This is a genomic window from Brevundimonas sp. AVps7, assembly GCF_058681545.1.
In genome coordinates, this window is the sequence record NZ_CM178742.1 from 1,152,183 (window position 1) to 1,179,156 (window position 26,974).

General features: G+C 62.5%; 20 protein-coding genes. 11 read left to right on the plus strand and 9 right to left on the minus strand.

The features are described from left to right. Window positions 1-6 precede the first annotated feature (6 nt). Window positions 7-840 (minus strand): alpha/beta hydrolase, encoded by an 834-nt coding sequence (locus ACW17Y_RS05615; RefSeq protein WP_492037791.1) that lies wholly within the window; start codon window positions 838-840, stop codon window positions 7-9. Between the two features lie 46 nt (window positions 841-886). Beyond that, the gene (locus tag ACW17Y_RS05620; protein WP_492037792.1) at window positions 887-2,512 is read right to left on the minus strand and encodes a flavin-containing monooxygenase; all 1,626 of its coding nucleotides are present in this window, start codon (window positions 2,510-2,512) and stop codon (window positions 887-889) included. A 141-nt stretch (window positions 2,513-2,653) separates the two neighbouring features. Between ACW17Y_RS05620 and ACW17Y_RS05625 the strand changes: the two genes are divergently transcribed. The 3 genes from ACW17Y_RS05625 (at window position 2,654) to ACW17Y_RS05635 (ending at window position 5,681) form a co-directional block, all read left to right on the plus strand. Beyond that, complete coding sequence (locus tag ACW17Y_RS05625) at window positions 2,654-4,156, plus strand: CoA-acylating methylmalonate-semialdehyde dehydrogenase (RefSeq protein WP_492037793.1); 1,503 nt, start codon at window positions 2,654-2,656, stop codon at window positions 4,154-4,156. 486 nt (window positions 4,157-4,642) lie between these two features. Then, window positions 4,643-4,933, plus strand: a complete 291-nt coding sequence (locus ACW17Y_RS05630) for an enoyl-CoA hydratase/isomerase family protein (protein ID WP_492037794.1) — start codon at window positions 4,643-4,645, stop codon at window positions 4,931-4,933. Between the two features lie 55 nt (window positions 4,934-4,988). Beyond that, window positions 4,989-5,681: an IS6 family transposase gene (locus tag ACW17Y_RS05635; protein WP_492038246.1), complete on the plus strand. Its 693-nt coding sequence runs from the start codon at window positions 4,989-4,991 to the stop codon at window positions 5,679-5,681. Window positions 5,682-6,025: 344 nt separating this feature from the next. Here the strand turns inward: ACW17Y_RS05635 and ACW17Y_RS05640 are convergent, their stop codons facing one another. The 6 genes from ACW17Y_RS05640 to ACW17Y_RS05665 all read right to left on the minus strand — a co-directional run bounded on the left by ACW17Y_RS05640 (window position 6,026) and on the right by ACW17Y_RS05665 (window position 19,329). Next, a complete protein-coding gene (locus ACW17Y_RS05640) occupies window positions 6,026-6,502 on the minus strand; it encodes a helix-turn-helix domain-containing protein (RefSeq protein WP_492037795.1) in 477 nt (158 codons plus the stop codon). Further along, the gene (locus ACW17Y_RS05645; protein ID WP_492037796.1) at window positions 6,502-6,711 is read right to left on the minus strand and encodes a helix-turn-helix transcriptional regulator; all 210 of its coding nucleotides are present in this window, start codon (window positions 6,709-6,711) and stop codon (window positions 6,502-6,504) included. Before ACW17Y_RS05645 ends, ACW17Y_RS05640 begins: the two co-directional genes overlap by 1 nt. Window positions 6,712-6,808: 97 nt before the next feature. Then, on the minus strand, window positions 6,809-7,645 hold the full coding sequence (locus ACW17Y_RS05650) for a hypothetical protein (RefSeq protein WP_492037797.1): 837 nt from the start codon (window positions 7,643-7,645) through the stop codon (window positions 6,809-6,811). A 179-nt stretch (window positions 7,646-7,824) separates the two neighbouring features. Continuing rightward, window positions 7,825-12,312: a beta strand repeat-containing protein gene (locus ACW17Y_RS05655; RefSeq protein ID WP_492037798.1), complete on the minus strand. Its 4,488-nt coding sequence runs from the start codon at window positions 12,310-12,312 to the stop codon at window positions 7,825-7,827. A gap of 254 nt (window positions 12,313-12,566) precedes the next feature. Continuing rightward, window positions 12,567-17,891, minus strand: a complete 5,325-nt coding sequence (locus ACW17Y_RS05660) for a beta strand repeat-containing protein (RefSeq protein WP_492037799.1) — start codon at window positions 17,889-17,891, stop codon at window positions 12,567-12,569. Between the two features lie 292 nt (window positions 17,892-18,183). Further along, window positions 18,184-19,329, minus strand: coding sequence for a TIGR03032 family protein (locus ACW17Y_RS05665; RefSeq protein ID WP_492037800.1), 1,146 nt, complete (start codon window positions 19,327-19,329; stop codon window positions 18,184-18,186). Window positions 19,330-19,819: 490 nt separating this feature from the next. On the opposite strand from ACW17Y_RS05665, the gene ACW17Y_RS05670 reads away from it, so the two are divergent. Then, the gene (locus ACW17Y_RS05670) at window positions 19,820-20,512 is read left to right on the plus strand and encodes an IS6 family transposase (RefSeq protein WP_492038247.1); all 693 of its coding nucleotides are present in this window, start codon (window positions 19,820-19,822) and stop codon (window positions 20,510-20,512) included. Between the two features lie 98 nt (window positions 20,513-20,610). Here ACW17Y_RS05670 and ACW17Y_RS05675 read toward each other — a convergent pair whose 3' ends face one another. Further along, window positions 20,611-21,687 (minus strand): helix-turn-helix transcriptional regulator, encoded by a 1,077-nt coding sequence (locus ACW17Y_RS05675; protein ID WP_492037801.1) that lies wholly within the window; start codon window positions 21,685-21,687, stop codon window positions 20,611-20,613. A gap of 233 nt (window positions 21,688-21,920) precedes the next feature. On the opposite strand from ACW17Y_RS05675, the gene ACW17Y_RS05680 reads away from it, so the two are divergent. From ACW17Y_RS05680 to ACW17Y_RS05710, 7 genes are all read left to right on the plus strand, one after another. After that, entirely contained in the window at window positions 21,921-22,583 is a 663-nt protein-coding gene (locus ACW17Y_RS05680) for a helix-turn-helix transcriptional regulator (protein ID WP_492037802.1), read from the plus strand. Window positions 22,584-23,319: 736 nt separating this feature from the next. Further along, window positions 23,320-23,907 carry a hypothetical protein gene (locus ACW17Y_RS05685; protein ID WP_492037803.1) on the plus strand — a complete coding sequence of 196 codons (588 nt, stop codon included), beginning with the start codon at window positions 23,320-23,322 and terminating at the stop codon, window positions 23,905-23,907. 79 nt (window positions 23,908-23,986) lie between these two features. Beyond that, window positions 23,987-24,610, plus strand: coding sequence for a hypothetical protein (locus ACW17Y_RS05690; RefSeq protein ID WP_492037804.1), 624 nt, complete (start codon window positions 23,987-23,989; stop codon window positions 24,608-24,610). A gap of 56 nt (window positions 24,611-24,666) precedes the next feature. After that, window positions 24,667-25,197 (plus strand): hypothetical protein, encoded by a 531-nt coding sequence (locus tag ACW17Y_RS05695; RefSeq protein WP_492037805.1) that lies wholly within the window; start codon window positions 24,667-24,669, stop codon window positions 25,195-25,197. A gap of 22 nt (window positions 25,198-25,219) precedes the next feature. Then, window positions 25,220-25,786: a hypothetical protein gene (locus ACW17Y_RS05700; RefSeq protein ID WP_492037806.1), complete on the plus strand. Its 567-nt coding sequence runs from the start codon at window positions 25,220-25,222 to the stop codon at window positions 25,784-25,786. A gap of 23 nt (window positions 25,787-25,809) precedes the next feature. Next, on the plus strand, window positions 25,810-26,397 hold the full coding sequence (locus tag ACW17Y_RS05705) for a hypothetical protein (protein ID WP_492037807.1): 588 nt from the start codon (window positions 25,810-25,812) through the stop codon (window positions 26,395-26,397). Further along, a complete protein-coding gene (locus ACW17Y_RS05710; protein WP_492037808.1) occupies window positions 26,394-26,957 on the plus strand; it encodes a hypothetical protein in 564 nt (187 codons plus the stop codon). Before ACW17Y_RS05705 ends, ACW17Y_RS05710 begins: the two co-directional genes overlap by 4 nt. Window positions 26,958-26,974: the final 17 nt, after the last annotated feature.

Below are 26,974 nucleotides of genomic sequence, written 5' to 3' on the forward strand. Positions count from 1 at the left end.
GGGCGTTCAGGTCAGGGCGGCGCTCAGCCCCTCCGCCAGACGATCGAGCGCCTCGTCACTGCGTTTGCTGCCCTGGGGCAATCCGGCGAACCCATGGATCATGTCGGGATAGTGGTGGGCGCTGATCTGGATGCCCGCCGCCTGGGCCCGTTCGAGCAGGGCCTGGCCTTCGTCCCGAAGCGGGTCAAACCCGGCGGTGATCACCACGCTTGGGGGAAGGCTGGACAGATCGCCCTTTGTCAGATCGGGCATGCCTTCGCTCGCAAACATGTTCCAGGCCCACAGCATGAAGTCTCGCGTCAGCATGTGGTCTCGACCAAAGGCCATCTGGGACGCACTGGCGCAAGCCGCGTCGACCGCCGGATAGAGGAGGCCCATGGCATCAACAGGCTGTTGCAGGGCTCCGAGTTCAAGAGCGGCGGCTACCGCCAGCCAGGCCCCGGCGCTGTCGCCCGCCAGCCCGACGGCGACCCCGGGGAATCGGGTTCGGACCCACCGGACGGCCGCAATCGCGTCATCAAGTCCGGCCGGATAGGAATGCTCGGGGGCAAGGCGGTAATCAACCGCCACGACAGTAAGGCGGCTGCTCAGGGCCAGACGTCGGCACAGGGCGTCGTGGGTGTCTAGGTCGCCGAAGACGAACGCTCCCCCATGCAGAAAGACCACGATCGCCCGATCCGGTCCGGCCGCGGGCCGATAGACACGCAGAGCCAGGGGGCCGACCGGCCCGGTGATCTCGAGGTCCTCGACGGCGTGGATGTCTGGTCTGGGTGCCCGAGCGAGATAGCCGTTGGCTCCCGCCCGAAAGGCCGAAAGATCGGTGGGTACCCGCAGCGCCACTCGTGGATCCTCGAGCCACCTGGCGAGATCGGGATCCAGCGACCCGTCAGGAGGCGGCACGCATCGCCTCGCCGCCCCGCAGGTCGAACCCGTCATAGCCGTTGGCGGCGGCCTTTTCGAGGATGCGGCGATAGCCGCGGACGCCTCCGGAATAGGGCATGAAGACCCGAGGCTTACCCGGCATCTCCGCCCCGATATAGTAGGACGGCGTCTTCATGTAGAGGGTTTCGTTGGCGCGGGCATTGACGTGGTCCACCCAGTCCGCCTGGGCCGCCTGTGTCGCCTCGATCTCCGATACGCCCCGCTGTCGCGCGGTCTCGAACAGGGCCGCCAGCCAGTCGATCTGCTCCTCGCTGGACAGGATGACATTGCTCAGCAGGGACGGGCTGCCGGGTCCCCCGACGAAGAACAGGTTGGGAAAGCCGTGGACGCCGATGCCCAGATAGCTGGCCGGCCCGCCGGCCCAAGCGTCCTTGAGGGCTTGGCCGCCACGGCCCACGATGTCGATCTTCAGGATCGAGCCGGTGAAGACATCGAAGCCGGTGGCGTAGATGACCACGTCGAACGGCAGGTCTTCGGCCGTGGTGCGAAGGCCGGTCGGAGTGAAGCCCTCGATCGGCGTCTCGCTGATGTCGACCAGGGACACATTGGATCGGTTGAAGGTGGCGAAATATCCGCCGTCGACGGAGGGGCGTCGCGTTCCGAACGGAAAGCCCATGGGCACCAGTTTGTCGCGCAGCACCGGATCCTCGATCTGCTCGCCGATCTTCCGCTGCACGAAGGCCGAGGCGATGTCGTTGGCGGCCTGGTTCAGCAGGATGTCCTTGAAGGTCAGGGCGAAGCCGAACCCCAGCCGGTTCCAGGCGGCCTCGAAGGCGCGTTCGCGCTCGTCGGGATCGACCTCGGCGGCGGACCGGGGATCGGGTGCGAACCCCAAGCCGCTGGGCGAGTTTCGTGCCGCCTCGCGGCGGGCCCGGTAGTTCGCCTTCACCGCTGCATCCTCCTCGTCCGAGACGGGGGCGTTGGCGGCGGGGATGGAATAGTTTGCGGTCCTCTGGAACACCGTAAGATGCTCGGCCTGGGCCGCGATGATCGGCGTCATCTGTACCCCGGACGAACCGGTGCCGATGATCGCTACGCGCTTGCCTTGAAGCGCGACCGGCTCGCGCGGCCAGCGCGCGCTGTACAGCACCTGGCCAGCGAAGCTGTCCTGTCCCGGATAGGTCGTGGCCTTCGGCATCGATAGCTGGCCGACGGCCATGACGAAGCGTTGGGCAGACCACGTGCGGCCGTCCTCCGCCTCGATCCGCCAGCGGCCCGTCGGCTCATCGAGCTCGGCACGGCGCACGCGCGTGTTCAGGCTGACGTCGCGACGCAGATCGAACCGGTCGGCGACATGGTTGATGTAACGCAGGATCTCCGGCTGCTTCGCGTATCGCTCGCTCCAGCGCCATTCCTGTTCCAGCTCTTCGGAGAAACGGTAGGAGTAGTCGAAGCTTTCGACGTCGCAGCGCGCGCCGGGATAGCGGTTGAAGTTCCAGACGCCGCCGATTTCGTCCGACGCCTCCAGGACCTGGACCCCGAAGCCCTGCGCCCGGAAGGTGTGGAGCGCCCGAAGCCCGGCCAGGCCTGCCCCGATCACGAGGATATCGATGCGAACGTCTTCAACCATGAGGCTCTCCTTGCCGAAAAGTTGCCATGGCCGGGCGCGTGCGTCAACGATGGTGTTGATAAGGAGTGAGCGCGTGTCTAGGACAGGCAGGAACCTGCTGGCGCGATCGCCCGTGCCCAGCCCTGGCATCCGAGGATCAGCATGCGCGACATTCACCATTTCATCGACGGCGCGTCCTTCACCGGGACCTCCGGCCGGTTCTCGGACGTGTTCGACCCGAACACCGGAGAGGTCCAGGCCCGTGTCCAGCTGGCCACGGTCGCCGAGATGGATCGCGCGGTCCAGTCGGCCCAGAACGCCTTCGAAGGCTGGTCCTCGACCAACCCGCAACGCCGCGCCCGCGTGATGTTCGAGTTCAAGCGCCTGGTCGAGGCCAACATGACCGAGCTGGCCGAGCTGCTGTCGTCCGAACACGGCAAGGTCGTCGCCGACTCGAAAGGCGACATCCAGCGCGGCCTCGAAGTCATCGAGTTCGCCTGCGGCATCCCCCATGCGCTCAAGGGCGAATACACCTGGGGCGCCGGGCCCGGCATCGACGTCTATTCGATGCGCCAGCCGCTGGGCGTCGTCTCGGGCATCACCCCGTTCAACTTCCCGGCCATGATCCCGATGTGGATGTTCGGGGTCGCCATCGCGGTCGGCAACACCTTCATCCTCAAGCCGTCGGAGCGTGATCCGTCCGTGCCGGTCCGTCTGGCCGAACTGATGATGGAGGCGGGCGCCGCCGCCGGCGTGCTGAACGTCGTCCACGGCGACAAGGCGGCGGTCGACGCCATCCTTGAGCACCCGCTGGTCCACGCCGTCAGCTTCGTCGGCTCGTCCGACATCGCCCACTATGTCTACCAGGTCGGGGCCGCCAACCATAAGCGGGTCCAGGCCATGGGCGGGGCCAAGAACCACGGCATCGTCCTGCCCGACGCCGACATGGACCAGGTCATCAAGGACCTGTCGGGCGCCGCCTATGGCTCGGCCGGCGAACGCTGCATGGCCCTGCCGGTGGTCGTCCCGGTCGGCAAGAAAACGGCCGACGAACTGCGCGAGCGGATGGTCGCCGAGATCCCGACCATGCGGGTCGGCGTCTCGACCGACGCGGGCGCCCACTACGGCCCCGTCGTCACGGCCCAGCACAAGGCCCGCGTCGAAGGCTGGATCGAACAGGGCGTCAAGGACGGCGCCGAACTGGTTGTCGACGGCCGCGGCTTCTCGCTTCAGGGGCACGAGAAGGGCTATTTCATCGGCCCGTCCCTGTTCGACCACGTCACCCCGGAGATGGAATCCTACAAGGAAGAGATCTTCGGCCCGGTGCTGCAGATCGTCCGCGCTGCCTCGTTCGAGGAAGCCCTGTCGCTGCCCTCGAAGCACCAGTACGGCAACGGCGTCGCCATCTTCACCCAGAACGGCCGCGCGGCCCGCGACTTCGCCGCCCGCGTCAACGTCGGCATGGTCGGGATCAACGTCCCCATCCCGGTGCCGGTCGCCTATCACACCTTCGGCGGCTGGAAGCGTTCGGCCTTCGGCGACACCAACCAGCACGGCATGGAGGGCGTGAAGTTCTGGACCAAGGTCAAGACCATCACCGCCCGCTGGCCGGACTCGGAACTGGAACACGCGGATTCGAGCTTCGTGATCCCCACGATGGGGTGAGATGGGACCTTCAGGTGAACTGCCGGCACCGTTTGGAGGAATGGCGCTTAGGCGCAACGTGGGTCGGGAAGGAATGTCCGATCCTGACTCGAAGCGGCTCTTGGGAATGCCCGCTTTAAGCGGGCGCTCGAATGGCTGCGTCGGCAGCGAGACGTACGTCTACGGACGTCACCATCCTCCAGTTCCACTGCTGGCTTAGGATGCCTACCTGGCCACCGGGTGGACCAATCGCTCTTCGCGGGCATTGGGTTCAAGGTCGGTCTCAACCCACCAGAAAGAATAGGTCACGCTACAGAAGCCCGCGGTCACCAACTTGGTGTCGTCCTCCGACTTCGACAGCGGCATCAAAAAATCAGCAAGTCGCTCAAGCAGCATCAGGGCATCCTCCCGGCCACTCTGCGTTGGCCTGAGCTCGAGCTTGTCGTGAGCCAAGCTACCTGTAAAGAGTGACGGCCCTCTCATTCCTGGCCGCGCAGGCAACTCGAGATGGGATTTTCGACTTCAGACGCAGAACCGGGGCGTGTTGTGATTGGACTGAAGGATAGCTCGCTACAGAGCGCTGCGCTCGAGGTCCGAGGACCGGTGGCGACGGTTCGTCTGGAGAGGCCGGAAACGCGAAATGCCCTGGGGCTGGATGGATGGCGCAGCCTCGAACGTCTTATCGCCGAAACCGAGGCTAACCCGACGATCCGGGTCGTTATTCTGCGGGGTGCGGGCGGACATTTCAGCGCCGGGAACGACATCTCTGAGTTCGGCGCGCTGGTGCTGTCAGTCTAACGCTAACTTGTCTCCACTGAAGGCCGCTGTAAGCGGCTGATTGTGGGTGAGTTTCGTGACGCCGTTATCATTCAAGCGCCACCGCTTTCCGGCGGAGGTGATCCGCCATGCCGTGTGGCTCTACTTCCGCTTCAGTCTCAGCCTGCGCGACGTCGAAGAGCTCCTGGCGGCGCGCGGCGTCGACGTGAGCTACGAGACGATCCGGTGCTGGACGGTCAAGTTCGGGCCTCAGATCGCGCGCCGGCTGAAGCGCCGTCGGCATGCCCCATCGCCTCGGTGGCATCTCGATGAGATGGTCTGTCGGATCGGCGGAAAGCGCATGTATCTGTGGCGGGCAGTCGATGACGAAGGCGAGGTTCTGGACCTCGTCGTTCAGCGCCGGCGGGACACGGAAGCCGCGCTGCAGCTGCTCAGACGCCTTCTCCGAAATCAGCCTGTGGAGCCCCAGCTCATCACGACGGATGGGCTGGGCTCCTACGTCGCGGCCCTGGATCATCTCGATCTGCGCCATCTTCACCGCCCAGGCCGGCTCCGGGAGAACAATCGAGCGGAGAACTCCCATCTTCCGATCCGAAGACGGGAGAGGCAGCAGCAGCTCTTCAAAAGCCAGGCCTCGGCCCAGCGTTTCCTCACCACCCATGCGGCGATCTACAACACCTTCTACACCCAGAGACATCTCATCAGCCGGCAAACCCTTCGGTGCTTCCGCAGCGACGCGGCATCCGCTTGGGCGGCCGCGACGGCCTGACGGAAAGTAGGGTAGAGCGCTTCGCGACTTGGCGCGGTTAACCTGACATCGCTGCGAAAGCCATTCGAAGAAAGCTTTCAGGGCCCTGAGGCGACTATGCAGGGTGGCCTTGCTGAGTGACTTCCCGGTCGCTGCATTGATCTGCTCGGCGAGGTGGCCCTTGAAGCTGATTGCCTGCTCACGGCGAAAGGCCTTGAACGAAGTGTATCGGGTGAACGCTTCGAACCCGTGCAGGGCGGCCGCGACCTGGTCGAGCGTTGCGACGTTTCGGCCGCCGGCATTTCTTAGCCAGGCCAGATATTCGCGCTTCACGAGCTCATTCTCTGGGTTGTGCTTGCGCATGATCATGCGGCCTTGTTCTGATGACAGTTCACGGAGGGGAGGGGGCTATCGACTAAGTCCGAGTCCCCCTGCGTCGACCCGAGGACGTCAAAGCCTGCAGCCACCAAGCCGGATATGTTGACTCGCCGGTGCATCAGCGCTCCGCAATGGTCGCAAAGCGCTCGGATATTGAGGGTCACTCCTGTCTCGCCAAGCAGCTCGACCATTCCCCCGGCCGGGCGACGAGGTGCTCGACATCGCATGCAGTAAATTTCCCCTGGCGGGGTTTGGATGCGGCGGGCCTGTCTTCGCTTTCCGAGGAACGCTCGGATGTCGTCGCCAAGGAGCAGCAGGCCCTGGGCGGTCCGAACGGTTTCCAGACCCGCTGCGATCCATGCGCGAATGGTGTTCCGGTGCACACCGAACAGCTTTGCGGCCTCCGCCACGGTGTAGTTGTAGTGGCTCTTGGCTCGCCTCGGATCGAGGGTAGGCCGACCCATCAGGCGGTTTGCCGCAGGAGCGCCCGGATGTCCTCGACCTTCCACGCGGTGATCCTTGGCCCCAGTTTCACGGGCTTGGGAAATGTGCCGGCTTTCACCTTTCGCCAGAGTGTCGCCGACGAGAAGGGGAAGATCGCTGGGATCAGCTGAGCTTGGCGGACATAGCCGCTGGCGGGCAAGGCCCCATAGGCGGGTTGGTTATCGGTCATCTCACGATGGCTCCTGCGCTTCTGTGAGTTCACAGGGTGCTTGGAGCGACGACCTCCGGGTCGCAGTTGCGGTGCATCGGACCGCAGTTGCGGCGATCTACGAGCCAGACCTCGCGTCGACGGCCTCTGAGATTCTCTTCAGGTGCTCCTCAATTGTCCGAGCGGACACCCGCGCGCCCATCAGAGCAGTCTCGGATTCAATGACGGCCGCAGACTTGGACGGCTTGGCGGGATCGAGTTTGGCCAGCCTGAGAAGCGCCCCGATGACTACTAGAAGCGTTGTTCGCTCGCGGGTCTCTAAAGGCCGGGCGTGTTGAATCGGGTCAGACACAGCAGCTCGGAAGGAGGCCAGGTTGGCGGTGCTCAACACGATAACGCTGTCTTCCGGCAAACTGGCCGCCGGGTAAAAGTGGCTGTGGTGACTGCGGTCGGGATGCGTCGAGCGGGGTGCTCTGTCGGGATTGGGTAGATGTTTGCTGACCAACTGCGCCAACACTCCGTTTTCCCCCCGGACTATCGCTCCGTCCAGACAGACGAGGTCCACCGCCGGTCCACCGGTCAACGCCTGGTATTGGTGCTCCAAGTCGATCCGTTCCGCGCCAATCAGAGGAAGGTCCCAGAGGCCCTCTAGGTGCACGACGTGATCGGACAGCGTCAGGATTTCGTCTTTGTTAAGCTTGACGCCTCTCACCATCTCGAACGACTCGAAGCCCATGAGCGCGGGAACGAGTTCGCCTTCGGCTTCGTCGAGCGGAACTACCTTCCCAACCCGCGCGATGGTGTGGTTCACAAAAAGCGCTGACAGCACAAGGTGTCCGTCGAGAGCTAGTCGTAAGACGTCGGCTTCGCTGACGTCGTCTCCGAGCACCTCCGTCAGGTGACGTGCGGCCTCGCCGAGGGTCAACCAAGTCTTGAGGTCCAGCAGCTTAGCCAAGGCGTCCTCCGTTGAGGGAAGGAGCGCATGATTCCCGCAGAGCGTCATGAGCGGGCCCCCGCGTGCACCGGCGACCGGTTGGACGGCTGCCGGCGCCTAATCGAGTCTCGGGGTAGGGGCTTTTTGGGCTTGGCGAAGTTACCCCGACAGAACCGGTGGCTCGCATAGTCAATGCAGACCTACTGCATGATCCAACCGTCGTTGGGATCGAAGCGGTGCCATAGATTGACATCGTTAGCGTTGTGCTCGTCGGACATCGGCAGGGTGAGCATGGTTTCGACGGAGGAGGGCTGCGAGAAGCGATCAAGGACCTGCAGCAAGAACTCAGGTCCGTCCTCGATGGATGGCAGGACCAGCGGCGATAGATCGTCCAGTACGGGCAGGATAAAGGCGTCGCTGTCGAGATCGCTCGTGAACGCGATCTCGTCGCCCATGTCCGGCAGGACCAACGGCCCGGCGTCTTTGGTTTCAGCTTCGAGAGCTGGGATAACGAGAGGGGATGCGCTCCCCACCGACGTGCTGACCGTGAAGTTGCCGGTCGCGCCGAACACCACGACGAAGTAGGCTCCAGTCGTAGCCACATCAAAGACATTACCGGCCTGCCCAGCTGTAGACGGGATGCGGTTCCCAAGAGCATCGTAGAGCTCGACCGTCGTGGCCGCTCCCGTCAAGCCGATCACAACTCGGTTGCCTCCGGTCAGGTTGGCCTGGAACCAGTCCCGATCTGTCGCCTGTTCCAGCGTACCGGTTGTCGATCCACCCAACTGATGACTGGACTGATCTCGACCGAAGACGGCATCTCCGCTCCGTCCTTCATCAGCGCCGGCGATCAGCCAGTGATTGAGCGCGCCTGACGCCCCCAGCCCAGCGAGGTCGCTGTTGGTCAGTAGATAGGCCACGCTGTCGAAGCCGGATGTGACGCGACCCTCGCGAGCGCCTGCGTTCAGATAGTGCTGCAAGGCGGCTGAAGCATTGGTCCCGAACACGCTGGCCAGATCCGGGTTGGCTGCAGAGTAAGCGATCGCACTGAAGCCAGTGGTTTGGCGGCCTTCGTTCGCGCCAGAAGCCAAGTAGTGGAAGAGGGCTGCGCCGGCATTGGAACCGTAGGCCAGGGCCAGGTCGGGGTTGGACGCCGCATAGATCAGCGGGTTGAAGGTATCGGTCGGTCGGCCGCTTTGCAGGCCTGACGTTAGGTAGTCGATCGTGGCGGCAGTCGTATCCAGACCAATGGTGCGCGCCAAATCCGGATTGGACGCCGTATAGAGCAGGGCGTTGAACCCGGTCGTGGGCCGACCCTCGTAGAAACCCGCTCTGACGTAATGGAGGGTTGCGGCCTCAATGTCCGTCCCGAACGTCCGGGCAAGATCAGCGTTGGAAGCTGCGTAGGCCAACGCATCGAAGCTGTTTGTAGACCGGCTCTCGAAGCGCCCTGCTGCCATGTAATGTTGGGTGGCTGCAGCCTGGTTGGCCCCGAAAGCCCGGACCAGGTCCGGGTTGGAGGCGACATAGGCGAAGGCGTCGAAGTGCCCCGGATCGCGTCCTTCGTTCACGCCGAATGCAAAGTAATGAGCCCGCGCGGCAGCCGCCCCATTGACCCCGTAGGCTGCGTAGATGTCCGGGTTGGCCACCATGTAGGCGTAAGGATCGAAGGCCTGCTGCTCGAACTGAGCAACGCTAATCGAGGTCACTCCGCCGTCGAAGCTGACGCGCTCGATGTTTGTGATCGTGTCAGTCGCGCCGAAACCCGTGACCCTGAAGCCGCCTCCAGCCACCCGCATGACTGAATAGGCGCTAGCTGCTCCATCAAGCAGCATCGTGTCGGCTCCAGCTCCTCCATCGAGCACGTCGGAACCCGTCCCGCCCGACAGCACGTCGTCGCCCGATCCACCGTCGAGGAAGTCGTTTCCGGTGCCTCCACGAAGGACGTCATTGCCGCCTAATCCAGTGAGGTTGTCAGCGCCACCGCGACCTTCGATTAGATTGGTGCCGGCATCTCCAATAAGCGTTTCAGCACTCGGAGTGCCTCCAAAATCGTTGTCGAGAATGGCGACATCGACGAGTGCTCTGTCTCCAGTCGTGGCGAATATCTGGCCCGTTGCTCGGACCTCAAGACGCAAGTTCTCCACCCCTTCAACGAGCAGATCGTCCAACGCGACCATTTGACCGAGCTGATAAGTGTAATCGCTTGGCGGTGCCTGGCTCACCTGGATTTGGTAAGTGCCAACCACATAAGTCACGTCGGCACCGGTCGCGGTCGATGTCCCAACGGCCGTGACGGTTACCGTCGTGGTGAGCTGGCCCGTGTTCAGGAACGTGATGGATAGGTCCCCTCTCGTGCCCTCCGTGAGGCTGCCAGGGGCATTCACGCGAGCCGTCGGTGCTGCTATCGCGGGTGCCAGGCCGGAGAAGTTTGCAGCGGTGAGGCTGGCCGCTTGGACGTTTTGTAGAGTCAGCAGAGTAGTGAACTGACCGGAAGCCTGCGGGCCGTCATTGTCGACCTGGACAATCGTGTCGTTGCCGGCCTGAACCAGCCTGAGGTGGCCGGTTCCGAAGGGGTTGGTGCCATCCCAGTTTCGCAGCGAGTTGGTAAGGTAAAAGTCCAGGGTCAGCTTGTCGCCCTGATTTCCAGCGGTGAAATCCGTCACTGTCAGAGCGGCATTGATCGTGGGGCCGACGCTGATCGTATCCACGCCTTCGCCGGTGGTGATGCTCGTGGCCCCATAAAGGTAGCTGACGTTGAACCGGTCTTGGCCTGTCCCGCCGTCGAGCTCGACCCGCGCCGTTGTGAAGTTGCTCACGCCGAGCTCGTCGTCCCCGTCGCCACCCTCCATCCGCACGAAACTGCCCGAGGCATTGGAGGAGCGAGAAACGTAAAGCGTGTCGTTACCCGCGCCGCCACTCAGCAGGTCATTGCCGCTTTCGTCTTGAAGAGAGTCGTTTCCGGCACCACCCAAAACGACATCGTCGCCCAAGCCGCCATAGATGCGGTCGTTACCGGCACCACCGTCGATGCGGTCATTCCCGGCTCCCCCGATGATGTAATCGTCGCCGCCCAGCCCGTTGATGATGTCGTTGCCCGCGCTACCGGTAATGGAGTCACTTGCGTCAGTGCCCGAAAGGGTTTGTCCAGGCGGATTAGAGCCGTCAGGTGCCAGGCCGGAGAAGTTTGCAGCGGTGAGGCTGGCCGCTTGGACGTTTTGTAGAGTCAGCAGAGTGGTGAACTGACCGGAAGCCTGCGGGCCGTCATTGTCGACCTGGACAATCGTGTCGTTGCCGGCCTGAACCAGCCTGAGGTGGCCGGTTCCGAAGGGGTTGGTGCCATCCCAGTTTCGCAGCGAGTTGGTAAGGTAAAAGTCCAGGGTCAGCTTGTCGCCCTGATTTCCAGCGGTGAAATCCGTCACTGTCAGAGCGGCATTGATCGTGGGGCCGACGCTGATCGTATCCACGCCTTCGCCGGTGGTGATGCTCGTGGCCCCATAAAGGTAGCTGACGTTGAACCGGTCTTGGCCTGTCCCGCCGTCGAGCTCGACCCGCGCCGTTGTGAAGTTGCTCACGCCGAGCTCGTCGTCCCCGTCGCCACCCTCCATCCGCACGAAACTGCCCGAGGCATTGGAGGAGCGAGAAACGTAAAGCGTGTCGTTACCCGCGCCGCCACTCAGCAGGTCATTGCCGCTTTCGTCTTGAAGAGAGTCGTTTCCGGCACCACCCAAAACGACATCGTCGCCCAAGCCGCCATAGATGCGGTCGTTACCGGCACCACCGTCGATGCGGTCATTCCCGGCTCCCCCGATGATGTAATCGTCGCCGCCCAGCCCGTTGATGATGTCGTTGCCCGCGCTACCGGTAATGGAGTCACTTGCGTCAGTGCCCGAAAGGGTTTGTCCAGGCGGATTAGAGCCGTCAGGTGCCAGGCCGGAGAAGTTTGCAGCGGTGAGGCTGGCCGCTTGGACGTTTTGTAGAGTCAGCAGAGTGGTGAACTGACCGGAAGCCTGCGGGCCGTCATTGTCGACCTGGACAATCGTGTCGTTGCCGGCCTGAACCAGCCTGAGGTGGCCGGTTCCGAAGGGGTTGGTGCCATCCCAGTTTCGCAGCGAGTTGGTAAGGTAAAAGTCCAGGGTCAGCTTGTCGCCCTGATTTCCAGCGGTGAAATCCGTCACTGTCAGAGCGGCATTGATCGTGGGGCCGACGCTGATCGTATCCACGCCTTCGCCGGTGGTGATGCTCGTGGCCCCATAAAGGTAGCTGACGTTGAACCGGTCTTGGCCTGTCCCGCCGTCGAGCTCGACCCGCGCCGTTGTGAAGTTGCTCACGCCGAGCTCGTCGTCCCCGTCGCCACCCTCCATCCGCACGAAACTGCCCGAGGCATTGGAGGAGCGAGAAACGTAAAGCGTGTCGTTACCCGCGCCGCCACTCAGCAGGTCATTGCCGCTTTCGTCTTGAAGAGAGTCGTTTCCGGCACCACCCAAAACGACATCGTCGCCCAAGCCGCCATAGATGCGGTCGTTACCGGCACCACCGTCGATGCGGTCATTCCCGGCTCCCCCGATGATGTAATCGTCGCCGCCCAGCCCGTTGATGATGTCGTTGCCCGCACCGCCGTCGATGGAGTCACTACCGTCGGTGCCCTGGAGGAGATCGTCGCCAACCGTCCCTGTGATTGTTGGCATCTGCGATCCCTCAAAGCTTTTTTACAAGAGGGCTTGCGTGACACAATCTAGTGGGAGTTGTCTAGGCGAATGACCGGGGACTCTTTGAAAATAGGCGCAAAAATCGTTACCTACTCCCCTCTGGTCCTGTGGTCGTAATAGGAGCCCGCAGAACTTAGAGCTGATCCTGAGTTCCGGTGGGAGCGACAGGTCAGGCTTTTAGACTTGGTGAGATTGCCCTGAGAAAATCGCTGGCTCGTATAGTCGATGCAGACCTACTGCATGATCCAACCGTCGTTAGGGTCGAAGCGGTGCCATAGATTGGCATCGTCAGCGTTGTGCTCGTCGAACATCGGCAAGGTGGCGATGGTGTCGCCGGAGGGTGGCGGGAACCGATCAAAGGCCTGCAGCAGGAACTCAGTGCCCTCGTCGATGGACGGCAGGACCAGCGGCAATAGATCGTCCAGCATGGGCAGGATGAAGGCGTCGCTTTCCGGATCGCTCGTGAACGCGAAGTCGTCGCCCATGTCCGGTAGGACCTGCGGGGCATCGAGGTCTTTGGCTGTGGCGTCGGCAGCGGGTGCAAAAGGCCCGGCGATGGCTGGTGACGTGTAGGTGACCTGGTAGGTACCTACTCCACCAGCGCCACTTACAACGACATAATATGTGCCCGGTGTCGTGGCGGTGAATGAGACCCGGGCATCGGCCTCTGGACCCGAGTTGTTGTCGGTCGCTACCAGTCGGCCGAGGGCGTCAAAGACCGAAACTACGCCATCCGGGAGGCTTCCACCTCGTGCACCCGCTCCGGCGACGTTTAGAGTGATGCTTTGGCCGCTGGCCAGATCGAGCTGGAACCAGTCTCGGTCTCCAACTTGATCGATCGCGCCAGAAACCCCGGAAACCACAAGGGTGTGACCCGTCTGTTCCCGACCGAACACGCTATCTCCAACACGACCCTCATCGGCACCCCACACCAGCCAGTGATTGAGGGCACCCGTCGCTCCAAGGCCAGCGAGGTCACTGTTTGTCAGGAGATAGGCAACGCTGTCGAAGCCGGATGTGACGCGACCTTCACTCACGCCAGCGTTCAAATAGTGCCTTAGAGCAGCCGTCGCGTCGGTCCCAAACACTCTGGCCAAGTCAGTATTTGCCGCGGAGTAAGCGAGGGCATCGAAGCCTGTCGTTGGCCGCCCTTCGTTCACGCCATAGGCGACATAGTGGAACACGGCAGCACCCGTATTGGTCCCATAGATGCGCGCGAGGTCGGGGTTTGACGCCGAGTAGAGCAAGGCGTTGAACGTATCGGTTGGTCGCCCGCTTCGCAGGCCAGACGTCAGATAGTCGATCAGCGCGGCCGCGGCATCAAGGCCGATCGAGCGCGCCAAGTCCGGGTTGGAAGCCGTGTAGAGAAGGGCATTGAACCCCGTCGTTGCGCGTCCTTCGAAGACGCCTGTCCGAATATAGTGGCGTGTCGCAGCATCGACGTCGGTGCCGAAAGCCTGGGCCAGGTCGATGTTGGTGGCCGCATAAGAAAGGGCGTCGAACCGGTCCGTCGGGCGGTTCTCGAACCGACCTGTCTGGATGTAATGCTGCGTCGCTGCAGCCTGATCGGTCCCGAAGGCCCGGATCAGGTCCAGGTTGGAAGCGACATAGGTCAGGGCGTCGAAGGTCCCCGGATCGCGTCCTTCGTTTATGCCGAAAGCAAAGTAATGAGCGCGCGCGGCAGCGGAACCGTTGATCCCGTAGGCTGCATAGATGTCTGGGTTGGCGACCATATAAGCGAATGGATCAAACGCCTGCTGCTCAAACTCAGCGAGCGTGATCGAGGTCGCCCCGCCATCGAAGCTGACCCGCTCGACGTTGGCGACAGTATCAGTCTGTCCAAAACCCGTGATCCGATAACCGCCGTCTGCCGTCCGCGCCACGGAATAGGCGGAGCTCCTCCCGTCGAGAAGGATCGTGTCTGTGCCGGCCCCACCGTCGATGGTGTCAAACCCCCGCCCGCCGTTGATGATGTCGTTGCCCGCTCCGCCATTGATAACATCATTCACACCGGTCCCATTGACCCTGGCGGTGATGTCGACATTGACTGTGCCGAGGGTTGCGGCACCCGAGCCATCGTTCGCGGTGAGGGTGATCGTGGCGGCGTTGTCACCCCTGGCGTTCGCGGCAGCAGTGTAGCGGACGTTCGAGGCCACGTTTAGGAACGCGTCAATGGCCGAGGCCGTGCCTGACAGGGTGACGGCACCGGTGCCCGAGCCGGCCACGGTGACACCCGAACCAGTGTTGGCGGTTATGATGCCCGCCGACGCCATCAGGGTGACGGCAATGCTTCCGACCGAATCCACGTCGGTAATCGTCACTGACGACAGATCGAGATTTGACGTTGCGTCTTGAAGCACCATTACGTCGCGGGGTAGGCCTGCCCCGGTCGGGGCGTCGTTTTCAGCATTGACCGTGACTGTGATCGTCTGACCGCGCGGCGTGCCGTTGAGGAACGTGCGGAACATGCCGTCGTTGGTGCCCACGACGAGATCGAGATCACCGTCACCGTCCAGGTCCACAAAGGTTGGGACGCAGTTGTATCCCAGATCGATGCCGTTGAACGGGTTGTCCCCGCCTGTCAGGGCGGTGAAACCGCCCGCTGCACCAACGGTCCCATTGCGGAACGTCAGCAACGTCCCGTAGCGCTCACCTATGACGAGATCGAGATCTCCGTCCCCGTCTAGATCCGCGAATGTGGGGGTACTGCTACCGCCTACGTCGATGTTATTGAACGGGTTAGCAGCGCCGGTCAGGGCAGTGAAGACACCCGCCGCACCGACGGTCCCGTTTCGGAAAGTCAGGAGGGTGCCGTCGCCGTTGCCCACCACGAGGTCCAAGTCACCGTCGCCGTCGATGTCCGCCGAGGTCGGGGCGGCATTGCTACCGACATCGACGCCATTGAACGGATTGAACGAACCGGTGAGCGCGGTGAAGGCACCCGCTGTACCAACAGTCCCGTTGCGGAAGGCCAGCAATACGCCTTCGGAGTTACCGACCACGAGGTCAAGGTCGCGGTCGCCGTCCAGGTCGATAAAGGTCGGAGTGCTTGTTGAGCCCACGTCGATGCCGCTGAACGGATTCAAGATACCAGTCTGAGCATGGAAGTCTCCGCCACGGAACGTGCTGCGGAAGGTCGACAAGGTCCCGTCCAGGTTTCCGGCGACCAGGACTGGGTTGCCGCTGCCATTGAGGTCGACAAACGCCGGGGTGGCATTGGAGCCGACATCGTGGCCGCGAATGAGGTTCGCCACGCCTGTTGCAGCTGAAAAGTTTGCGGTCCGGGCACCAACACCCAGGTCGTCGCCGGCAGCGTCGGTGACATTCAGAGAAAGAACACGTGTCGTCGTAGGCGCATTCGACACATTGGCATAGGTAAGGCTCTGGATCAGCGCGTCGATCGCCGCTGATGTCGCTGCGGCATTGAACGTGACAGTAAGAGACGTGCCAGAACCACCGATCAGGGTGCCTATGACGACACCGCCATAGGTGACATTGGCCCCCGACAGGCCGATCTGGCCTAACGCCGGGCCCTCATTTCGTATCGAGACTCGGTCTTCCGCCAGTAGGCCAGAGATGGTCAGCCTGCCGCCGTTTAAGTCACCATCCACGTCTGCGAAGTTGACGTCGGCATCCAGCAGTTGCGGCGTGACATTGACAGTGTTTTCTCCAAACACGATCAATGGATTGAAACCCGCTAGCGTCGGCGGATCGTTGACGTTCGTAATGTCGACATTGACTACTCCGAGTGTGACAACGCCCGAGCCATCGTTGGCGGTGAGTGTGATGGTGGCAGCGTTATTGCCACTGGCATTCAGAGCGCCGGTGTAGCGGATGTTGGACGCCGTGTTCAGGAAGGCGTCGATAGCGGAGGCGGTTCCGGACAGTGTGACCGCGCCGGTGCCGGAGCCCGTGACGATGACGCCTCCGCCGGTCGTTGCGGTCATGGTTCCGGCCGAGGCGGTAAGAGTGACGGTGATTGCGCCAGTGGTGTCGACATCGGTGATCGTTACCGATGACAGGTCCAGGTTGGATGCGGCATCTTCCGTCACCCTCACGTCGGCCGGCAGCCCTGTGGCGGCCGGGGCGTCGTTGTCGGCGCTGACCGTTACGGTGATTGTCCGGCCACCAACGTTACGGAAGGTCGATAGAGTGCCGTCAGCGTTCCCCACGACCAGATCGAGGTCGCCGTCCCCATCCAGGTCCACGAAAGCAGGGGTGCTGCGGTTACCGATGTCGATGCTGCCAAACGGATTGAGGCCGGCCGTGAGAGCAGTGAAGGTCCCTGCTGTTCCGATGGTCCCATTGCGGAAAGTCAGCAAAGTGCCGTAGTTGGTCCCGACAATTAGGTCGAGGTCACCGTCGCCGTCGATGTCAGCGAACGCTGGGGTGCTGTAGGCACCGACGTCAATTCCGGCAAACGGGTCGCTTGCGCCGCTGACTCGCGCGAATGACCCGGCTGCGCCGGCCGATCCGTTGCGAAACATCGTCAAGGTGCCGTTGGGCGCACCAGCCACGAGATCGAGGTCACCGTCGCCGTCCAGATCAACAAATACAGGGTTTTGAATCCGACCCTCGACCGTGCCAAGGTTACTGGACTGCAAAAAATTGAAAGGGTTATCTAATCGGCTGACGGATGTGTATGTTCCAGAATCTCCAACTGAACCGTTGCGAAATGTTGCCAAGCCAACTTGGACATACCGGTAATCAAATCGGCCTATACTTCCGGTGTTTACTCGTACGATTTGTAGAAGTGTCCCCGCAATAAAATCTAAGTCGCCATCTCTGTCGATGTCAAAGAATGTTGGCGCAGCATATATTCCAAATGTCTGCTCAATATTATCTAAGTCTCCATCATTATCGATGTCGACAGACGTTGGTGGAGCGTAAATGCCCGCCGCTATGCCTGCGAAGGGGTTAGCTGAACCAGTTAACAGAGAAAAAGCGCCTGATGTTCCAATAGTTCCGTTACGGAACGCACTGAAACTACCAGTTTCGTTTCCAACGACAAGATCAAGGTCTCCGTCGGCGTCTAGATCGACAAATGTCGGGGTGGCCATCGAGCCCACGTCAATGCCGCTGAAAGGATTGGCCGCTCCGGTTGCTGGGACGTAAGTCGGAATACTGCTATCAGTACCAATGCTGCCGCCCGCCGCGTCCACGACCGACAGTCTGAGCTGGCGCGTCGTGCTTGGGGTGTCAGACGCATTGGCATAGGTCAGGTTCTGGATGAGGGCGTCGATGGCTGCCGAGGTCGCCGACGCATTGAAGGTGACGGTCAGGGTCGCACCGGTCCCACCGGCCAGAGTGCCTATGACAACCCCGCCGTAAGTGACGCTTGTACCCGACAAGCCGATCTGGCCTGCCGATGTACCTTCGTTACGCACCGACACCCGGTCCTCGGGTAACAGGCCGGACAGAACCAATGAGCCGCCATCAAAATCGCCCTCCGCATCGGAGAAGGTGACATCCGCATCTAGCAGTTGCGGGGTGGCGTTGACGGTGTTCTCGCCAAAAACGATCGAAGGGTTGAAGCCGGTTAGGGTCGGGGCAGGCATAGTGAGCTCCTGAAACGAGGCATGGCGAGCCAGATCCGTTCAACCATTCTACGTTGAACTGAAAAGACACCGGCGGCCAGCCACAACTGCCCCCGAGCAGCCGCGCGTGAAATGGTCTTCACCGATCCGCGCCGCGCCATAGACACTGCTGAACTTCTAACAGTCGGCTTGGCGTGCGCGGGTGGTTGGCGATGGCACCTCTTGAGCCAAAAGATCCGGCCGCCGGCGAGGCAGGGCTCGCTGTTGATCCACCTGGCGGGGCGAAGGCCTCGAAAGACTGCGCTGCCTAGCGTTAGACCTTGCCAGCAATGTCCGCCGAAACCCGGACAGCCTGTCTGATGTCGCCGCCGCGAAAGCCGATGACCTCGGCCTGTTTCACACCGGCCAGCACGGCTACGTCGTAGAGTTCGTCGATCGTGTGTTCGAACCGCAGCCACTCGACCGTGCGGCCCGTGTCGATGTCGATGACCAGAAGGCCAGAGCGGGGTACCGCATCCTTGGCGGTTAGCCGGTCATCTAGGTCCAAGCCTTCGAAGGTCTGATTGCGGCGTGGGCGCGACAGGCCCACAACGGCGTAACGGCCGATGAACGCGAGGCCACGCGCATAGCCGGGGCAGAACGCAACGGCCGTGACTGTGCCGTCTGCCGGGTCGATTGTGCAGAGTTCACCTTGACCTGAATTCAGAACCCACAGCCTGCCGTCATAAACACGCGGTGAGTGAGGCATGGACAGGCCCGTCGCCACGACCTCGCCGGTGGCGACATCGAGAACCACCCCGCCATCGAGACGACGTTCGCGCCAGCCGTCCGCAACGTCCGAACGGCTCACGGCGCTGATATAGGCGACGCGGTCGCCGTCCATGGCCAAGCCGTTCAGGTGGCAGCGATCCTCGCCCACCATCTGACTGATGAACGGCGGCCTCCACAGCGGCCGGAAACTGGCGTGGTCATCGGGGGTCGCCAGGCAGTTGAAGGCGGTACAGACAAAGATCGGCCCCGTGCCGGGTGGACCACCGAACTGACCCAGATCGCCTACCCCGATGTCATGCACATCGATCTGGCCAGTGATCCGACCCTCTCGCGGCACAAATACCCGATCGACGCCAGTCGCGGTGACGACGCCCGGATCGAGATCATTCTCGAACCGCCACAGGGCAAAAAGGCCACTGGTCCAGAGAGCTTGGCCGTCCGTCCACAGACCCTGGCACTGCTCGATCAGTCGTTCATGGGCCCGCACCGAACCGTCGGGCTTACGCCCGATCATGAATAACCGGCCCGCCTGATAGGTCGTGAGCGCCAAGCTGCAGTCATTGGCGGCGAGCCAGGCCGGGAAGCCCTGCGACATTAGCAGGATGGGCCCAGCTTTGCCCTGACGACCGTCCAGCAGCGGCGAAGGGGTGGCAACCGGTGCAAGAGGATTGGTCGGGAAGGTCGTCAAGGTCGCTCTCTCTTCGTGCCGCTAGCACTGCGCGGGCTCGATCTCACGGTTTCCTGTTACCCTTCAGACTGATGGGCCGAAACTTTTCCTATCAAGCCGACACGGTGGAGGCTGGTAACAGGAGCAGAGGATGTCGATGCCGCTACCCGGCTGGACAGCCTGCCCAGCGCGCCACGGCTGCTGGGTGACCGGGGCCATGACGCAGAATGGTTTATAGATGCCTTGCATGCCGAGGGCATCACGCCATGCACCTTGGTCGAAGATCCCGGACCGAGCCTGTCCGCGCTGAGCCGTTAACACCCCTGGCGCGCCCAGCTAACAGGGGGACCCGTTAATCCGCTCAAAAACCATTGATGGGTCCCATGATGGGTGGGATGGCCATCCGGCCCATTAGGTCAATTAAAACAAGGGTCGGTGGCGGTGCTGTCAGTCTAACGCTAACTTGCCTCCACTGAAGGCCGTTGTAACCGGCTGATTGTGGGTGAGTTTCGTGACGCCGCTATCGTTCAAGCGCCACCGCTTTCCGGCGGAGGTGATCTGCCATGCCGTGTGGCTCTACTTCCGCTTCAGTCTCAGCCTGCGCGACGTTGAAGAGCTCCTGGCCGCTCGCGGCGTCGATGTCAGCTATGAGACGATCCGGTGCTGGACGATCAAGTTCGGGCCCCAGATCGCCCGGCGGCTGAAGCGCCGGCGGCAAGCCTCATCGCCTCGCTGGCATCTCGATGAGATGGTCTGCCGGATCGGCGGAAAGCGCATGTGCCTGTGGCGAGCAGTCGATGACGAAGGCGAGGTTCTGGACCTCGTCGTCCAGCACCGGCGGGACACGGAAGCCGCGCTGAAGCTACTCCGACGCCTTCTCCGAAATCAGCCTGTGGAGCCCCAGCTCATCACGACGGACGGGCTGGGCTCCTACGTTGCGGCCCTGGATCAGCTCGAGCTGCGCCATCTTCATCGACCAGGCCGGCTCCGGGAGAACAATCGCGCGGAGAACTCCCATCTTCCGATCCGACGACGGGAGAGGCAGCAACAGCTCTTCAAGAGCCAGGCCTCGGCCCAGCGTTTCCTCACCACCCATGCGGCGATCTACAACACCTTCTACACCCAGAGATATCTCATCAGCCGGCCAACCCTTCGGCGCTTTCGCAGCGATGCGGCATCCGCTTGGGCGGCCGTGACGGCTTGACTTCTTGACGGAAAGCAGGGGAGGGCAGGTCTCCACTTGGCGGGGTTAACCTGTCAGCGCCGGCCGTCCACAGATGACAGCACTGATCCAGATGATGGTCATGTTTCGGGGATTAGATGAGAAACTCCGGCCACGAGCGTCACCAGGTCGCCGTGACGGGTCGTGTCGGTGCGGGAACGGATTGACTTCAGCTGGGTCTGAACTGTCCCGATTGATACGCCCCGCGCGTGAGCCGCTTCTTTCGGGCTGAGCCCTTCGAACATAAGTTGAGCAAGATCTGCCTCTGCGGCCGTAAGTCCATAGAGGGCACGGAGCACGTCTCGGCAGTCGGGAGCATCCGCGCCCGGGTCGTCCAACATGATCAAGACCCCGAGCAGGCCAGCCGTGCTCCGGTGAGGGCTGACTGTCAGCCTACACGCGCTGCCATCCACGCGCCGTGCCCAGACAGCATTGCCGCCCCGCCCTGTGCATGCCGCGCCGATGGCCGCTCTAAACGAAGCTTGGCATGCCGGGTCGTGGGCAACGAGTTTGCCTCCGACAACCCTGAAAACATCGCCCCTTCTGATGATCTGCTCAGCCGAAGAGTTGGCGAACGTGATCCGACCATTCGGATCCGTGACGACCAACCCGCTGCCCTGAGCATTCAAGGCAGACTCCAAGCCTTCTGCACGATTCAAGAGCCCCTGAAGTCGGTGGCGGATTCCCATCATCCGCCGAAGGTGCGGCAGGGCGTCGTTCAGGCGGGCGATCTCAGCCTGTTTGTAGGCGTGAGCCGTCGTTGCTCTATGCAATCCCAGTCCGATGAACCCCAGATCGGTAGGAATCAGGGCGCCCAAGCTGACGCCGGTGTCGTCACCGAAGACGCGGAAAAAGTCGTTAAAGAACGCAGTGCGGGTAAATTCTTCGCGAGACATAATGAGGTCTGATGAAATTGCACGGCCAACCAAATCTCTAGAGTTTGCCAGCCTGTTCCAGACGTCATGCTCGCCCATGTTTTGGGCGACATAGTATTCGCTCATCTCCGGGCTGAAATAGGAGCTGGCGATGTGGACCGGGACGCCGTGTTCCACAACCTGCAGCGTCGCAGAACGCGCGCCAACCGCATCCGCCAACAACCGCGGCAGCGCGGCATAGGCTTCGTCATTGGCCGCCGCTTCGTAGATCTCCTCGATCACTAAAAATCTCCTGGGCGCGTCGACGATCCGCAACTCCGGATTATACCCCATTCGGGGTATGACACCGTTCCCTCGGTGAACGAAACAGATCTTCGCGGCCTCGTTTATCAGGTGATCGGTAATGGTAAAGCTTGTTGATCGTCACCGAACGATGTTTCGTTGCGATCTGATATATACTCAAATTTGGGGACGCGTTCTAAAGCTAAGCTCCCTAGGTTGCCTGCAGTTGATTCATGATCAGGCAGGAATTTAGCGTGGGCAGCGCGAACCAAGTCGCGCACCGTGGTGGCAGTACTGAGGTGTTGTCGTCGAACCGGGTGGCGGTACGACCACACGCAGACGCTGAAAGCTATTTCACGGCTTGGGCGGAAACATTCTCAATCCCAACGGTGCTGCTTCGCCTGGATGGGCGCATCCTATGGGTGAACGGCGCGGCCGAACGGATGCTCGTCGAAGGTGTCCTGTTCACCAGGCAGGGCGATCAGATGATGTGCGCCGACAAGGCGCAAATGGCTAGTTTTCAGGCGTTCCTGGGCTCGCTCGGCGAAAAGCCGCAGGCTTTGACAATTGGCCATACTGATCTGGCCCATGTCGTGGTCCGTGGGGAATCTCTCCGGCCTGTCGGGGAGGAGCCGGCGGCGGCGCTCATGGTGTACCCCACCAATTCCAGAGATCGTTACATCTGGGCTGACCTGAGCAATGTATTTCATCTCACCAAGTCAGAGCTCGTTATCGTGAAGCTTCTGGTCGAGGGCGAAGCGGCCGATGAGCTCGCCGTGCATTTGGACATTTCCGTAGAAACCGTTCGGACCCACATCCGCCGTCTCTACTCGAAGCTTGGCGTGAACAATCGCGAGCAGCTCTTCGCAATCGTGAGCCAATTTCGGGTCGGCTAGACCGCTGTCGTGCCTCAGCCGCCCGACGTCGCCCTCCAGATCTAGTCGACCGATGCGGAACAGCCTTTTCTGTGGGGTGAATTGGGGTCGTATTCGCCCTGACGCGGGAAGAGGCAGACATCGTCAAGCCAGTGATCAGTGGCGAGCGCGCGGAGGCCATGGCCGAGGACCCCGGGGTCACCGTCACAACCTTGCGTGCCCATACTCGTCGGACGGATCCGAAGTTGGGGTGCACAGTCGCGCGCGATTGGTCTCACAGACCAGCCCCGCCGCGTTCATTGATCCGCAAGCAGATGTGACCTGACGAGAGCCTGATCGGAATATTCCTTTCGTCAAAAAAAGTCTTTTGAATCAAATAATAGTCCGGAGATTACATCCCAGGAACTGGACAAATTAACAACGCTGAGTCGTCCGCTGGTTGAAAATATCAACAGTACCCAAATGTGGGGACGCGACTTCGAAGACCTCCTCGTAAGGTGCGATTAAGAAAGCGTTAATCTTTCTTGCCGGGGGGGGAAGGGCGGCTACCGCCATTCCAAAACAATCAAGGGTTCAATTCCAGGCTTGCGCCTCGGCCTGCTGACGTGTGCGCCCCATCCGGGGCGAGCCCGTGAAACGAACTTCGGCCGTCCTTTGGGGCCGATCCAATCGACCCCAATGGGTCTGCGTATCGAAAAGGCCGGTTCGCCGGTCATCAACCTGGCGGCTCGTGGGCCGCACTTTCTGGAGACTGACTATGAAAATCGCTCTGATCGCCGCCACTGCGCTGTCGCTGCTGGCCGCTCCGGCCTTCGCTCAATCGGCCAGCTCGACCGTCACCCTGGGCGGCACCGTCGCCAAGGCCTGCGGCCTGGGCAACCACATCTCGGGCGCCAACTCGAACCCCCTTTGGGCCCAGGGGAACATCAGCGGCATCGCGATGACCGACGCTGAAGGCCAGTTCAACGGCTACACCTCCGACCAGCGCAGCTTCGGCAACATGTGGTGCAACACCGCTGCCAACGTCTCGCTGACGGTCACGCCGTTCTCGACCGGCAACACCACGACCGACACGGGTTCGTTCGCCAACAGCTTCGCCGTGAAGGTCACCACCGACACCAGCGTCTACTTCAACGCCAACACCCCGGGCGGCATCGTGCAGTCCACCACCACCGCCAACGGCTCCGCAGCCGGCCCGATGCCCGGCGCCTTTGAAACTGGCACGGGCCGGTATTCGGGTCTGGTCATTGAAATCCTCCCGGCCATCGGTTCGGGCGGCAACAACAAGCGTCCCGTCGCCGGCGACTACGCCGGTTCGATCACGCTGACCGCTACGGCTTCGTAAGAAACCGCGGAACTGGTGCGGGCGGGTTCGCCCGTCCGCACCGACCCCGACTTTCCTCATTATTTCAATCGGAGCCTTCATGACCATGACCTCGTCCCTCGCCAAGCTGACCGGAGCGCTCGTTGCATCCGCCGGGCTTGCCTGGACGGGCGCGGCTATGGCGGAACCGCTGCATGACGCCGCCCTAGGCGCCGGCTACTCCTCGGCCGACGCCCCGCTGGGCGCGCCCACGGAACTTCGCATCGATCTGCGCGGCCAGGTTGCGGCGCGCTGCGAAGTGATCCCGCCCTCACAGATGGGCCGCATCCAGTTGAACGACGCCGGCGAGGTCTCGGGGGCCTTCGGCATCGACTGCAACACCCCCTTCATTCTGCGGGTCAAGTCCGCAAACGGCGGCATGGCCGCGGTACAGCCCCTGTACGGGATCGCCGCCAAGGCCGACTATCGGCTGGGCGTCGAGGTCGGCACAAGCCAGGGCCGTCAGGACCTGGGCTGGTGCGCCTCCGTCGAGTTGGCGCCTGACGCCGCTGGCGGCTGCGCCTTCGGTGCGGCAGCTGCGCTGGGCGGCTGGTCCTCCGGCGACGCCATCGCCATCCGCCAGTCGGGCGAAATCCACATGCGCTGGGAAGGTCAGGGCGACGGTGCGCCGCGCCTGGGCGCCTATCAGGACAATATCGTCATCGAGGTCGAGGTCCGCTCATGACCCCGCCCCCAGTCACCCATCCGGATCCCGCTCGCGGGGCACTTGAGGAGAAGGCCGTGAAAACCAAGATCATCTGCGCCCTGGCGTTGGGCCTGAGCGTGACGGCGTCCGCCGCCTCCGCCCAGGACACCGACAGCATCACCATCGCGTCGAATGTGCCGAAATTCTGCCAGTCGCTGACCGGTCTGGCCCCGGCTCCGTTGGCGCTCGGATCCCTGATCGACGGTGTAGGCCAGGTGGTCGGGACCTTCGCGGGCGACACCGACACCAATCTGGCGACCTATTATTGCAACGGGCCGGCCTCGATCAGCCTCGACGCCAATCCGCTGCTTGTGACCCCGTCCCAGACGATCATTGACACCGGCTCCTTCACCGGCTCGGTCGACTACGTCGCCTCGCTGTCCTGGGGGGGCTCAGTCCTTCTGACCAACGCCACCACAGCATCCGCCGCGACGGTGTTCCCGTCCACGTCGGCCCGTACGGGCGAACTCATAGTCTCCGTCTCCGCTCCCGACACCCAGGGCAACCTGCGGCCGGTGGCCGGCACCTACGAGGGTTCGGTCGTCCTCAATGTCAACTTCAACTGAACCGGCGACCGGAGTTAGTCCAATGAAACGCATCGCCTTTGCCATAACCACCGCCGCGCTACTGGCCTCGCCGCTCGCGGCCCAAGCCCAGACCCAGACGAGCAACATCAATCTGGCGGGCGAAGTCCTAAAGGCCTGCGTTCTGGGTGATCCGGACGTCACCGAGATGAACCTCGGCGACCTGACCGGAGCCGACGGCAAGCTGCAAGCGGCCCTGGTCGGCGCCACCATCAGCGCCCAGAGCGCCATTCCGATCGCCTGGTGCAATGCACCCAGCGTGATCACGATCAACGCGACGCCGCTCTCGCTGGTGACGACGCCCGGATATGCGACCCCCACCGGGTTCTCGCGGCTGATCACCTTCACCGCTGCCCTGACCGGGTGGGAGTCGGCCCTGTCCGATCGTCCGCTCATTGGCGACGCCGCCAAGTCGGCGAATGCTCTCGGTGCTCATGCCGCAGATCCGCTGGGTATCGAAGTCTCGCGGCTGGCCACGCTCGACGCCGGCGGCACGGTCGAAAACTCGGCCTTCCTTGAAGCCGGCGCCTACTCCGCCCAGATCGTCATCGGCGTGACGGTTCAACCCTGAACCGGATCGGAACCCCTCGCGTCATGACCTCCTTCCATTCCCCCGGGACCCTGGTCTTCCTGATCGGCGCGCTGGGCATTGCCCTGCCCGCGGCCGCGCAGGAGGCCTCCGAGCTGACGCTGATCGGCGTCGCTGAGGACCAGTGCTTCCTTGGGGAGGCAGAGCTGGGCGATGGCGCGCTGCAGAATTTCGAGAATCCGACGGGCGCGGTCTTCGTGGTCGCTCAACTGACGGATCCCTCGACGCTCACCACCCGCGCCGCGGATCTCAGCCTGAAGCTGAACGCCATGTGCAACACTCCGCACCGGCTGATCGTGGAAAGCCAGAATGATGGCCTGTGGCGCACCGAAGTTGGGGGCGCCACCTCGGGTTTCGGCTCGGCTGTTCCCTATCGGCTCGGTCTGACCTGGGCGGACGAGACCCGTGAGATCGCGGCGACGGCAGCTTCGCGCCAAGCCGTCGAATGGGAGTTTCTGGTCGGCCGTCCCGCCACGGGCGACGTTCAGCTGGACTTCAGCATTGACGCGGGCGCGACCAACGCCGGCCTCGGCACTCCTCTTCTGGCGGGCAGCTACTCCGATGTCGTGACCGTGACGGTGGAATCGCAATGACCCGCGTCTTTCACATTCTGACGGCGACAGCGCTTCTGGCCCAGATGGCCGGCTCGGTTCAGGCCCAGTCTGTTCCGGTCAATCAGCAACTGGCCTTCAATGGCGAGGCGCCCGCGGGCTGCCTTATGCGAACGCCCCTATCACCCAGCTCCAATAATGCATCGGTGACCTCAGCGGCGCCCGGCGCGGCCGACATCGTTATCGGTCAGCTGGTCGGCGACGACGGCGTATCGGTTGGCGCCACCATCATCCTGACCGTGCCCGCCGCCTGCAATCAGGCCCACACGGTGAGCCTGGACAGTGTCAACGGCGGTTTGCTCAACGTCGACGGCACGCCCGCGAGTGGTCCCTTCCGGTCCGTGCTGCCGTATTCGGTCGCGGTATCCTGGGGTTCCGGCTCTGAAACCTACGAGAGCGGTGATCCCGCCGTGACGATCTCCAGTGGAGAGGCCACGACAGGCTCCGTCACCGTCACCATCCAGATTCCCGCAGGCGGCGCGCCGCTGGTCGCGGGTTCCTATTCTGATCAACTCATCCTTGAACTCGCCGCAGCCGGCTAGGGAGACCGCCATGCAAA